The sequence below is a fragment of the Blastococcus sp. TML/M2B genome, assembly GCF_016612865.1.
GTDB lineage: Bacteria > Actinomycetota > Actinomycetes > Mycobacteriales > Geodermatophilaceae > Blastococcus.
Map to the genome: position 1 here is coordinate 63,169 of NZ_JAENZZ010000002.1, position 12,319 is coordinate 75,487.

The window sequence follows — 12,319 nt, forward strand, 5'->3', positions numbered from 1 at the left end:
GTGACGACGATGCTGCTGGACGCCGCCTCGCTCTACTTCCGCGCGTTCTACGGGGTCCCCACCAGCGTGACCACGCCCGACGGCCGCCCCATCAACGCGGTGCGCGGGTTCCTGGACATGACGGCCCGGCTGCTGACCGCGCACGGCCCCGACCGGCTCGTCGCCTGCTGGGACGACGACTGGCGCCCCGCCTTCCGCGTCGAGGCGCTGCCCTCGTACAAGGCGCACCGGGTGGCACCCGAGGGCGGCGAGGAGACCCCCGACGAGCTGGCGCGGCAGGTGCCGGTCCTGATCGACGTGCTCGCCGCCGCCGGGATCGCCCGCGTGGGCGCACCCGGCTACGAGGCCGATGACGTCATCGGCACGCTCGCCACCCGCGCCCGTGGCCCCGTCGACATCGTCACCGGCGACCGCGACCTGTTCCAGCTCGTCGACGACGCACGCGGCGTGCGCGTGCTGTACACGAACCGCGGCATCGCCGACATCGAGAGCGTCGACGAGGCCGCCGTCGCCGCGAAGTACGGCATCCCCGGCCGCGCGTACGCCGACTTCGCGGTGCTCCGCGGCGACCCGAGCGACGGCCTGCCCGGCGTGAGCGGGGTTGGCGCCAAGACCGCTGCCGCGCTCATCGGCGAGTTCGGCGACCTCGCCGGCATCCGGGCCGCGGTCGCGCGCACCGTCGTGCCGAGGCCGCCGCTCACCGCGGCGGTGCTCAAGAAGATGCACGCGGCCGGCGACTACCTCGACCGCGCCCCCGTGGTGGTCGCCGTCGCCACGGACATCGACCTGCCCGCGGTCGACGGCGACCTGCCCCGCTCCCCCGCCGACCCCGACGCCCTCGCCGAGCTGGCCGAGCGGCACGGCTTGCAGTCCTCGCTCGGCCGCCTCGGGGCGGCGCTGGGCTGGCCGGCCGGCTGAGGCGCCGGGCTCAGTCGACGTCCCAGGTGTAGGCGGCGTCGTCCTCGTCGGTGATGGTGATGACCAGCTCGAGGTCCTCGTGGTCGTCGGTCTCGGCGTCGCACTCGTAGTCGCGGCCCTCGACGACCTCCATGCCGTGCGGGCAGTCGATGTCGACGCCGACGTCGTAGCGCTCCTCGAACTGCGTCGCGACGTCCCGCTCCACCCGGTCGGGGTCCAGCAGCGTGGGGCCGAGCCCGAGCCAGCGGCTCAGCGCCAGGGCCAGCACCACGAGCAGCCCGATGACCAGCACGCCGCCGTAGAAGCGCCCGCGGGAGCGCCGCTGCCGCGCCGCGGCGGCCGGCTCGTGCGCGAGGTCGGGGTCGGCCGTCCCGCCGCCCGCCTCCGGTCCGTCGACGGAGGCCACCTCAGCCCCCCACCGCGACGGCCACGACCCCGCGCCGGATCCTGCCGACGGCGGCGCGGGCGACCGACGCCACCGCGTCGTCTGCGACCTTCGCCACCTGGTCGAGCAGGTCGATCAGCTGGCGCGCCCAGCGGACGAAGTCGCCGCCGGAGAGCTCCGTGCCGGCCTGCTCCGCCCCGGCCAGCACGCGGTCCAGGCTCTGCCCGTCGGCCCACCGGTACGCCGCCCACGCGAACCCGAGGTCCAGGTCGCGCGTGACCCGCACGCCGTGGGCGGCCTCGACGTCGGAGAGCCGGGCCTTGACCTGCCGCATCCGGGCCACGGCCTCGGTCACCTTCCCGGACGGGATGGCGGGCAGCGAGACCAGGTCGCGGCGGGCCTCGAAGACCACGGTGGAGGCGGCCGCGGCCAGCTCGGCGGCGTTCAGCCCGCGCCAGGCGCCGGCCCGCAGGCACTCGGCGACGAGCAGGTCGGCCTCGGACCAGATGCGGGCCAGCCGGCGGCCGTCGTCGGTGACCACCGGGGTGTCGTCCGCCGCACCGATGACCGCGGTGTCGGCGGGGACCAGCTGCGCCGGCTCGGGCACCAGGTAGCCCAGCTCCTCGAGCACGTCGCAGGTGGCGTCGAACTGCCGGGTCAGCGAGCCGGTGCGCTCGGCCATCGTCCGGTGCAGCCCGTCGGCCTCCCGGACCGCGCGCAGCCAGCGCTCGGCCACCCGCACCCGGTCCTCGCGGTCGGGCAGCTGGTGCACCGGGTGCCGGCGCAGCGCGGCCCGCAGGTCGGCGAGCACCGGGTCGTCGGCGGCCGCCGAGCGGCCCTTGCCCACCTTCCGGGCGCCGAGGTCGTGCTCGACGCGGGCGTTGCGCAGCGTCGAGGCGAGGTCGCGCCGGGCGTGCGGGCTGCGGTGGTTGAAGTTCTTCGGCACCCGCACCCGCGCCAGCGACGACACCGGCGTCGGGAAGTCGATGGTCGACAGCCGGCCGGCCCACTTGTCCTCGGTGAGCACCAGGGGGCGCGGCTCGGCGAGGTCGGTGACGCCCGGGTCCAGCACGACGGCCAGTCCCTGCCGGCGGCCCGAGGGCACCCGGATGACGTCGCCGGGGCGCAGCGCGGCCAGCGCGTCGGCGGCCTCGATCCGCCGCTTGGCCTGCGTGTCGCGGGAGAGCTCCTTCTCGCGGTCGGAGATCTCCCGGCGCAGGCGGGCGTACTCCCCCACGTCGCCGCGGTCGGAGTGCATGTCGCGGGCGAACACCTCGGCGTCCCGTTCGTGGCGCGCGGCGGCCCGCGCCAGCCCGACGACCGACCGGTCGGCCTGGAACTGGGCGAAGGAGGAGGCCAGCAGCTCGCGGGCGCGCGCACGGCCGAACGAGCCGACCAGGTTGACCGCCATGTTGTAGCTGGGCCGGAAGCTGGACTTCAGCGGGTAGGTGCGGGTGCTGGCCAGGCCGGCGACGACGGAGGGGTCCATGCCCGGCGCCCAGATCACGACGGCGTGCCCCTCGACGTCGATCCCGCGCCGCCCGGCCCGTCCGGTGAGCTGGGTGTACTCCCCCGGCGTCACGTCGACGTGCGCCTCGCCGTTCCACTTCACCAGCCGCTCGAGGACGACGGTGCGGGCCGGCATGTTGATGCCCAGCGCCAGGGTCTCGGTGGCGAACACCGCCTTGACCAGGCCGCGGACGAAGCACTCCTCGACCGTCTCCTTGAACGCGGGCACCAGGCCGGCGTGGTGGGCGGCGAGCCCGGCGAGCAGGCCCTCGCGCCACTCCCAGAAGCCGAGGACGTGCAGGTCCTCCTCCGGCAGCGAGCCGGTGCGCTCGTCGATGATCTCGGCGATCTCGGCGCGCTCGGCCTCGTCGGTCAGCCGGAGGCCGCTCATCAGGCACTGGTGCACGGCGGCGTCGCAGCCGTTGCGGCTGAACACGAAGGTGATCGCGGGCAGCAGCCCGGCCTTGTCCAGCCGCTCGATGACGTCGGAGCGCGCCGGTGGGCGGTACCGCGGCTTGTGCGCGCGGACTCGCGGCGGCCGGACCCGCCCCAGCCCTCGATCCGCCGCTCGTGCTCGCGGACGTAGCGGACCAGCTCGGGGTCGACCACCGAGGCGCCGCGCTCGCGGGTGGACAGCGGCCGCGGGCTCGCGCCGTGCTCGGCGGCGTGGGCGGAGGGGCGCAGCGAGAACAGGTCGAAGACCCGGTTGCCGACGAGCATGTGCTGCCACAGCGGGATCGGCCGCACCTCGCTGACGACGACCTCGGTGTCGCCGCGGACGGTGACCAGCCAGTCGGCGAACTCCTCGGCGTTGCTGACCGTCGCCGACAGCGAGACCAGGGTGACCGACGGTGGGAGGTGGATGATCACCTCCTCCCAGACCGCGCCGCGGAACCGGTCGGCGAGGTAGTGCACCTCGTCCATGACCACATAGCCCAGCCCGTGCAGCGCCGGCGACTCCGCGTAGAGCATGTTGCGGAGGACCTCGGTGGTCATCACGACGACCGGGGCGTCCCCGTTGACCGCGTTGTCGCCGGTGAGCAGGCCGACCCGCTCGGGCCCGTAGCGCTCGACGAGGTCGTTGTACTTCTGGTTGGACAGCGCCTTGATCGGCGTCGTGTAGAACGCCTTGCGCCCCTCGGACAGCGCCTTGTGGACGGCGAACTCCCCGACCACCGTCTTGCCGGCGCCGGTGGGCGCGCACACCAGGACGCCGGAGCCGCGGTCGAGCGCCTCGCACGCCTCGACCTGGAACTCGTCGAGGGAGAAGCCCAGCTCGGCGGTGAACTCGGCGAGCGCCGGGTGGGCCGTCCGGCGCCGGGCAGCGGCGTACCGCTCAGCGGGGCTGGACATGCCCCCACGTTAGGCCCGTCGACCGGGAGCGGCTCGCCGCCACGATCAGGTTCCCTGATCGTGGCGCGTCCTCCCTCAGCTCCCACGGTGAGGGAGGACGCTCGATGATCAGGTCACCTGATCATCGCGGGCCCGCGCCGACGACGCGGAGGGCGCCGGGCACGCACTCGGCGGTCACCGGCAGGGGGGCGATCCGCTCGCCGTCGGCGTAGGTCGTGACGGCGGCGCCGGAGAGCTCGACGCGGGCCGCCCGGAACACCGACACCGACGGGTGGTCGACGTGCGTGCCGTCGGCCAGCCGCGGCCGGGTGCGGATCAGCTCGCGCCGGGTGGTCGGGCCGACGACGGTCACGTCGAGCAGCCCGTCGGCGGGGTCGGCGCCCGGGCAGACGGGCAGCCCGCCGCCGTACCAGGCGGTGTTGCCGACGGCGATCAGCGTCGCCGCCACCTCCCGCACCTCGCCGTCGAGACCCAGCGTGAGCCGGTAGGGCCGCAGCCGGGCCAGCTCGAGCAGCGTGGCGACGTCGTAGCGGCGGCGCCCACGGGGCCACCGCAGGCGGTTGGCGCGGTCGGTGACCGCGGAGTCGAAGCCGCAGCAGAGCACCGTGGCCCACCAGCGGTCGCCGACCCGGCCCGCGTCGAGGGTGCGGGCCTCCCCCGCCGCCAGGTCCGCGGCGATCGCCCGCGCGGCGGCCGCCGGGTCGGTGGGCACGCCGAGGGCGTGCGCCAGGTCGTTGCCCGTCCCGGCCGGCACCAGCCCCAGCGCGGCGCCGGTGCCCGTGACCGCCTGCAGGCCGGCGTGCGCCGTCCCGTCCCCGCCCACGGCCACGACCGCGGCGGCACCGGCGGCCACCGCCGCGCGGGCCTGCTCCTCGGCGTCGGCAGCCGTGGTGGCCGGCAGGACGTGCGGGTCCAGCCCGGCGGCGCGCAGCTCCCGCAGGACGCCGTCCCCGACCGCGCGCGCCCGGCCGCGGCCCGCGGCGGCGCTGACGAGGACGGCGACGTCCACGCGGGTCCCGGCCCCGCTCAGCGGCGGGCGGAGGCGGACGACGAACCCTGCGGCTCGTCGAGCGCCGACGGCCGCGCGTCCAGCGGGGAGGCCTCGTCGTCGTCGAGGTGGGCGAAGCTCTCGGCCGCCTCGCGGCGGGCGCGGCGCCGGTCGACGAACCGGGGCGATCTGGATGGCCACCTCGAACAGCAGGATCATCGGCCCGGCCATCGCCAGCATCGTGAACGGGTCCTGCGTCGGCGTGACGAAGGCGGCGAACACGATGGTCAGGAAGAAGATCCAGCGCCGGCTCTTCGCCAGCACCTCGTAGCTGAGGATCCCCACCAGGTTGAGCGCGACCGCGATCAGCGGCAGCTCCAGCGACAGGCCGAAGGCCACCAGCAGGCTGATGACGAAGCCCAGGTAGTCCGGCGCGGTGAGCTGGAAGGCCACCTCGTCGCCGGCCAGGGAGAGCAGCAGCTCCAGGCCCTTGCGCAGGGTCAGCCAGGCGAGGAACGCGCCCGCCGCGAACAGCACGGTGGCCGAGGCGACGAAGGCGACGGTGTAGCGGCGCTCGTTGCGCCGCAGCCCGGGGGTGATGAAGGCCCACAGCTGGTAGAGCCAGAACGGCGCCGACAGGACGGCGCCGGCGATCAGGCCGATCTTCAACCGCAGCAGCACGCCGCCGAAGACGTCGAGCACCACCAGCCGGCAGTCCTCGTCACCCTGGAAGCGGAAGCTGCCGGGCAGGGCGCAGTAGGGCTCGGTGAGGAAGGTGAGCAGGCCGTGGTCGTACCAGAGGAAACCGACGACGGTGCCGAGCGCCAGCGCCACCAGGGCCTTGGCGATCCGGTTCCGCAGCTCGGTCAGGTGCCCGACCAGCGGCATCGTCGCCTCGGGGTTCCGAGCCCTGCGGCGTCTGCGCCGCGGCGGCGCCTCGCTCACCGTCGTCCGACCCGGGGCAGGGCTCAGCGGGACTGGTCGGACGCGCGCGCCTGCTCGACGCGGGCCCGCAGCTCCGCGGCGCGCAGCTCGGCCGCGCGCGCCTCGGCGGCCAGCACCTCGGCCTCGGCAGTGGGAGCGCTGGGCGTCACGATCTCGCCGCGGACGGTGGTCTGCGCCGGGTCCTTCCCGCGGAGCCCCCCGCCCACGGAGTCATCGTCCTTCATCCCCTTCATCTCGCCCTTGAAGATCCGCAGCGAGCGGCCGAGCGAGCGCGAGGCGTCGGGGAGCTTCTTGTAGCCGAACAGCAGCAGGATGGCCAGGATGATCAGGCCGATCTCCAGCGGGCCGAGATTCACTGGTCCTCCAGACGTCGATTCCCGGGTGATGCTACGCCCGGTGGGGGCCGCTCCCCCGCACCGTCAGAGGCGGTCGGCCGGGCCGTCGCCGGTCCGGGCGGCCCGCTCGGCGGTCGCCGCGACCCGGTCCGCCAGCGGCCGGACCTCCCGCTCGAAGGCGGCGACCTCGCGCGCCAGCCGGGCCTGGGCGCCGCGGACGCCGTAGGCCAGCGCGCCGAGGACGACGACGGACAGCACCACGACGACGCCCCACACGACCCACAGCAGCACGGGGCGACCCTAGCCGGTGGTGCTGCCCGGGGCGTCGATCCCGTAGCGGGCCAGGGCCGCCCGGGCGTCGGCGGCGACCTGCTCGGCCAGGCCGGCCGGCTCGTCGACCAGGGCGTCGCCACCCAGCGAGGCGACCAGCCGGCGGGCCCAGGCGAGGTCGGCGGTGCGCACGGTCACCGCGAGCCCCCCGGGCGGGTCGTCGACGGGCGCGACGGAGTCGACCGGGTAGTACTCGGCGACCCACCGGCTGCGGCGGGACAGCCGCAACCGCACGGCCGGCGACCCCGGCTCGGGCTGGTACACCCCGGCCTCGACGTCGCGCTCGTGCGCCTCGGGCGGCGGCGCGGCCGGCTCGTCGAGGACGGCGACGTCGTCCACCCGGTCGAGCCGGAACAGCCGCACGCCCTCGACCCGCCGGCACCAGGCCTCGAGGTACCAGCGTCCGTCGACCAGCAGCAGCCGCATGGGGTCGACGGTGCGCTCGGTCCGCTCGTCGCGGGTGGGCACGTAGTAGTGCAGGTGGAGGGCGCGGGTGCGCTGCAGCGCGTCGCGGACGACGGCGAGGGTCTCCTCCCGCGCGTCGACGCTCACCGTGACCGGCGTGACCTCGGCGGCGTGCCCGGCGGCGGCGGAGACCTTGGCCAGCGCCCGGCTGACCGCCTCGCGCTCGGCCAGCCCCGGCAGCTCCAGCAGCGTCTTCAGCGCCACGACCAGCGCGACCGCCTCGTCGGTGGTCAGCCGCAGCGGCCGCTCCATCCCGGCGGGGAAGGTGACGTGCACGCGGTCGCCCTCGAAGGACAGGTCGATGAGGTCCCCCGGCCCGTGCCCGGGCAGGCCGCACATCCACAGCAGCTCGAGGTCGCTGCGCAGCTGCCGCTCGGTGACGCCGAAGTCGCGGGCCGCCTCCTGGACCCGCACGCCACCGGGCCGGGCGGTCAGGTACGGGATGAGGGCCAGCAGGCGGGTCATCCGGTCGGGCGTGCTGGTGGTGCTCATGCCGGGGCCCCCAACGCCGCGAGCCGGGTGAGGCGGGCGATCACGGCCTCGCGCACCTCGGGAGGCGACTCGACGACGACGTCGGCGCCCAGCGCGGCGAGCTGGTCGGCCAGCCCCCCACGGCTGGCTGCTGCGCAGCTCCAGCCGGTCCTCCGCACCGTCCTCGGTCGGGCCGAGCGGCGTGGCCCATCGGCGCAGGCCGACGGCGGTGCCGGGCCGGGCGCGGACGACGACCACCTGCTCCTGGCCGCCCACCTGGTTGGCGACCATGCCGGCGAGATCCAGGTCCGCCGGTGGCTCGAACGCGCCGCCCGGTCCGGTGGCCCGCGGCGTGCCGACCACGCGGGAGAGCCGGAACACCCGCGGCTGCTGCCGGTCGAGGTCCAGCCCGCCGAGGTACCAGCGGCCGTGCCAGGCGATGACGCCCCACGGCTGCACGTGCCGGCGGGCCGGGGCGTCCTCGTCGGGGCGCTGGTAGTCGAACTCCACGGCGCGGCGGTCGCGGGCGGCCGCGTACACCGGCTCGAACGCCGCCTCGCCGGCGTCCAGCCGCGGCTGCAGCGGGATGCCGCCGCCGGGGTCGACGTCGACGCCGGCCGCCTTGAGCTTCACCAGCGCGCTCTGCGCGGCGCCGGCCAGCTGGGCGGACTCCCACAGCCGCAGCGCCAGGCCGACGGCCGCGGCCTCCTCGCCGGTCAGCTGGATCTCGGGCAGCTCGTAGTCGGCGCGCGCGATGCGGTAGCCGTCCTCGGTGTCGAAGACGCTGGTGCGGCCGGTCTCCAGCGGCACGCCCATCTCGCGCAGCTCGGCCTTGTCCCGCTCGAACATCCGCTTGAACGCCTCGTCGGCGCGGTCGGTGCCGTCGTCGGCCTCGTAGCCGGGCACCGTCGCGCGGATGCGGGCCGCCGTCACGTACTGGCGGGTGCTCAGCAGCGCGATGACCAGGTTGACCAGTCGTTCCGCCCGCTTGGCCGCCATGGACCCAGGCTAGTGGGCCGCGGCCACCCGGCCGTCCGCCGGGACGCTGGCTAGCCTGCGGGCATGAGCTCTCCGGTCCCCTCCCGCATCCGCTGGCGGCGCGGGGCGGTGACGGCCGTGGGGCGCGGCTGGCGCGACGCGCTGGAGCTGACCGTCGCGGTGCCCGAGGACGGCGAGGTCCGCGCGCTGGCCTACCCGTCGCTGGTCGGCGTCCCCCAGGTCGGCGACGACGTGCTGCTCAACACGACCGCCTGGGCGCAGAACCTCGGCACCGGCGGCTACGCGCTCGTCGTCGCCGTCCCCGACCGGCTGCCGGCCGACCCGACCGGCCCCGGTCACCTGGTCAAGGCCCGCTACACGCCGCTGCAGGTGACCGTGCAGGGGGTCGACGAGCAGGACACCGAGCACCACGCCGCGCTCGCCGAGGCCGACTCGCTGGACGGGATGCCGGTGGTCGTGGCCGATCTGCACTCGGCGCTGCCGGCGGTGCTCATCGGCGCGCTGGCCACCGACCCCGACCTGAAGGTCGCCTACGTGATGACCGACGGCGGAGCGCTCGCCGCCGGCTTCTCCCGGACGATCGACGTCCTGCACAAGTCGCTGGCCGGCGTCGTCACCGTGGGCCAGTCGTTCGGCGGGGACGTCGAGGCGGTCACCGTGCACACCGGTCTGCTGGCCGCCCGGCACGTGCTCGGCGCCGACCTCGTCGTCGTCACCCAGGGGCCGGGCAACCTGGGCACCGGCACGCCGTGGGGCTTCTCCGGCGTCGCCGCCGGTGAGGCGTGCAACGCCGTCACCGTCCTCGGCGGGCAGGCGATCGGCGCCCTGCGCATCTCCGACGCCGACCCGCGGCCGCGGCACCGCGGGGTGTCGCACCACTCGCTGACCGCGTTCGGCCGGGTCGCCCTGGGCGGGGTGACGCTGGTGGCCCCGCGCGGGCTCGGCTCGGAGCTCGGCGCCCAGGTCGACGAGGACCTCGCCGGGCAGCCGGCCCGCAACCCGGTGGTGTGGGTGGACACCGACGGCCTCGAGGACGCGCTCGGCCTCTCCCCCATCCCGCTGCGCACGATGGGCCGCGGCATGCCCGAGGAGCGCGCCTACTTCCTCGCCGCGGCCGCCGCCGGCCGCTACGCCGCGCTGTCCGTTCCGGAAGAGGACATCGAAACGGGACCACCGACGCCCGTGCCGAACGACTGACCCGACCACGGACTGTCGTGCCGAGTGGGCCCCGGAGGGGTCCGCGCAGGCGCGACGCAGCTGCTCAACGGCGGCCGGGGACGGCTCGTGGCCGCGGTGTGGTCCGGAGGACCACAGATCACATAGACGCGATGAGCTTCTCGACGCGGTCGTCGACGGACTTGAACGGGTCCTTGCACAGCACGGTGCGCTGGGCCTGGTCGTTGAGCTTGAGGTGCACCCAGTCGACGGTGAAGTCGCGGCGCTTCTCCTGGGCGCGGCGGATGAACTCGCCGCGCAGCTTGGCCCGGGTGGTCTGGGGCGGCACGTTCTTGGCCTCGAAGACCCGCGGCTCGTGGGTCACCCGCTCCACCTGGCCGGCCCGCTCGAGCAGGTAGTAGAGGCCGCGGGTGCGGCTGATGTCGTGGTAGGCGAGGTCCATCTGGGCCACGCGCGGTGAGGACAGCGGCAGGTCGCGCTTGGTCCGGTAGCGCTCGATGAGGCTGTGCTTGATGGCCCAGTCGATCTCGCGGTCGATGAGGCTGAGGTCCTCGGTGTCGACGGCCTTGAGCACCCGCCCCCACAGCTCCAGCATCTGCCGGTGGACGGGGGTGACGCCCTCGCGGTCGGCGAACTCCAGGGCGCGGTCGTGGTACTCCCGCTGGATCTCCAGCGCCGACATCTCCTTGCCGTTGGACAGCCGCACCTTGCGCCGGCCGGTGATGTCGTGGCTGATCTCGCGGATGGCGCGGATCGGGTTCTCCAGCGTCATGTCGCGGATGGGCACGCCGGCCTCGATCATCCGCAGCACCAGGTCGGTCATCGCCACCTTGAGCAGCGTCGTCGTCTCGCTCATGTTCGAGTCGCCGACGATGACGTGCAGCCGGCGGTAGCGCTCGGCGTCGGCGTGCGGCTCGTCGCGGGTGTTGATGATCGGCCGCGAGCGGGTGGTGGCGCTGGAGACGCCCTCCCAGATGTGCTCGGCGCGCTGGCTGACGCAGTACACCGCGCCCCGCGGGGTCTGCAGCACCTTGCCGGCGCCGACGACGATCTGCCGGCTCACCAGGAAGGGGATGAGGACGTCGGCCAGCCGGGCGAACTCGCCGTGCCGGCCGACCAGGTAGTTCTCGTGGCAGCCGTAGCTGTTGCCGGCGGAGTCGGTGTTGTTCTTGAACAGGTAGATGTCGCCGCTGACGCCCTCCTCGGCCAGGCGCTGCTCGGCGTCGACCATCAGCCCCTCGAGGATCCGCTCGCCGGCCTTGTCGTGGACGACCAGCTCGGCGAGGTCGTCGCACTCGGCGGTGGCGTACTCGGGGTGGCTGCCGACGTCGAGGTAGAGCCGGGAGCCGTTGCGCAGGAAGACGTTGGAGCTGCGCCCCCAGGAGACGACCCGCCGGAACAGGTAGCGGGCGACCTCGTCCGGGGACAGCCGCCGCTGCCCCCGGAAGGTGCACGTGACGCCGTACTCGGTCTCGATCCCGAAGATCCGTCGGTCCACGAGTCGAGCCTAGGCGCCGGGAGGGACAGAGGCCCGGTGCGCGCGCACCGGGCGCTCCGGGCGCTCAGCCCTCGCCGCCGTCCTCGTCGTGGTCGTCGTACTCGTCGAACTGCGCCCCGCCGGCGGTGTCGGGGTTGGCCGGGTCGCCCAGGCCGGCCGGGGTGCCCGGCTCCGGGACGCTCGCGGCGTGCGCGGGCGTGGCGGGGGCGTCGGCCACGGCGTCCGGTGTGGGCTCGTCGCCCAGCAACGTGCGCAGCGCCGCCCCGGTGATCCGGCGGAACGCCCGCTTGGGGCGTCGCCGGTCCAGGACCGCGACCTCGAGCTGGGCGGCGGTGAGCCGGGTCCGCTCGCCGTGCGTGGCGCCGGCGGTGACCGGGCTGACCGCGGACAGCGCGCTGACCCCGACCTCGAGGGCGTCGGCCAGGCCCATGCCCGGGTGGAAGTGCTGGCGCAGGTGGCCGGTGACCGCCTCGGCCTGCCCGCCCATGACGACGAAGTCGGGCTCGTCGACGACCGAGCCGTCGAAGGTGAGCCGGTAGAGCTGGTCGGTCTCGGGGCGGTCGCCGACCTCGGCGACGCAGAGCTCGACCTCGTAGGGCTTCATCTGCTCGGTGAAGATCGCGCCGAGGGTCTGCGCGTAGGCGTTGGCGATCACCCGGCCGGTGACGTCGCGGCGGTTGTAGGAGTAGCCGCGGACGTCGGCCAGCCGCACGCCGGCCACCCGCAGGCTCTCGAACTCGCTGTACCGGCCGACGGCGGCGAAGCCCAGGCGGTCGTAGAGCTCGCCCACCTTGTGCAGCGTGGAGCTGGGGTTCTCGGCGATGAACAGGACGCCGTCGGCGTAGGTGACGACGGCGACGCTGCGGCCGCGGGAGATGCCCTTGCGGGCGTACTCCGAGCGGTCCCGCATGACCTGCTCGGCGGAGGCGTAGTACGGCACGGTCATG

At 75.0% G+C, this 12,319-nt stretch carries 11 protein-coding genes; 2 read left to right on the plus strand and 9 right to left on the minus strand.

Going from position 1 to position 12,319, the window contains the following annotated elements; genetic code table 11:
* Positions 1–9 precede the first annotated feature (9 nt).
* Entirely contained in the window at positions 10–918 is a 909-nt protein-coding gene (locus JKP75_RS08995; protein ID WP_200492562.1) for a 5'-3' exonuclease H3TH domain-containing protein, read from the plus strand.
* A gap of 10 nt (positions 919–928) precedes the next feature.
* Here the strand turns inward: JKP75_RS08995 and JKP75_RS23800 are convergent, their stop codons facing one another.
* From JKP75_RS23800 to JKP75_RS21020, 7 genes are all read right to left on the minus strand, one after another.
* Positions 929–1,324: a DUF4333 domain-containing protein gene (locus JKP75_RS23800; protein ID WP_200491712.1), complete on the minus strand. Its 396-nt coding sequence runs from the start codon at positions 1,322–1,324 to the stop codon at positions 929–931.
* 1 nt (position 1,325) lies between these two features.
* Positions 1,326–3,248, minus strand: a complete 1,923-nt coding sequence (locus JKP75_RS23805; protein ID WP_309229706.1) for a helicase-related protein — start codon at positions 3,246–3,248, stop codon at positions 1,326–1,328.
* Complete coding sequence (locus JKP75_RS21010) at positions 3,203–4,165, minus strand: DEAD/DEAH box helicase (RefSeq protein WP_242473263.1); 963 nt, start codon at positions 4,163–4,165, stop codon at positions 3,203–3,205. Before JKP75_RS21010 ends, JKP75_RS23805 begins: the two co-directional genes overlap by 46 nt.
* 121 nt (positions 4,166–4,286) lie before the next feature.
* Positions 4,287–6,041, minus strand: coding sequence for a twin-arginine translocase subunit TatC (gene tatC / locus JKP75_RS21015; protein WP_242473265.1), 1,755 nt, complete (start codon positions 6,039–6,041; stop codon positions 4,287–4,289).
* Positions 6,042–6,121: 80 nt separating this feature from the next.
* Complete coding sequence (gene tatA / locus JKP75_RS09020; RefSeq protein ID WP_200491709.1) at positions 6,122–6,454, minus strand: Sec-independent protein translocase subunit TatA; 333 nt, start codon at positions 6,452–6,454, stop codon at positions 6,122–6,124.
* 63 nt (positions 6,455–6,517) lie between these two features.
* Entirely contained in the window at positions 6,518–6,724 is a 207-nt protein-coding gene (locus JKP75_RS09025; protein ID WP_200491708.1) for a hypothetical protein, read from the minus strand.
* 9 nt (positions 6,725–6,733) lie between these two features.
* Positions 6,734–8,698 carry a YafY family protein gene (locus JKP75_RS21020; RefSeq protein ID WP_242473267.1) on the minus strand — a complete coding sequence of 655 codons (1,965 nt, stop codon included), beginning with the start codon at positions 8,696–8,698 and terminating at the stop codon, positions 6,734–6,736.
* A 63-nt stretch (positions 8,699–8,761) separates the two neighbouring features.
* Here JKP75_RS21020 and JKP75_RS09040 point away from each other — a divergent pair, with 63 nt between their 5' ends.
* A complete protein-coding gene (locus tag JKP75_RS09040; protein WP_200491706.1) occupies positions 8,762–9,895 on the plus strand; it encodes a DUF3866 family protein in 1,134 nt (377 codons plus the stop codon).
* 118 nt (positions 9,896–10,013) lie between these two features.
* Here the strand turns inward: JKP75_RS09040 and pafA are convergent, their stop codons facing one another.
* Together pafA and prcA are read right to left on the minus strand one after the other, a co-directional pair.
* Positions 10,014–11,372, minus strand: a complete 1,359-nt coding sequence (gene pafA, locus JKP75_RS09045; protein ID WP_200491705.1) for a Pup--protein ligase — start codon at positions 11,370–11,372, stop codon at positions 10,014–10,016.
* Positions 11,373–11,436: 64 nt separating this feature from the next.
* Positions 11,437–12,318: a proteasome subunit alpha gene (gene prcA, locus JKP75_RS09050; protein WP_200491704.1), complete on the minus strand. Its 882-nt coding sequence runs from the start codon at positions 12,316–12,318 to the stop codon at positions 11,437–11,439.
* Position 12,319 lies beyond the last annotated feature (1 nt).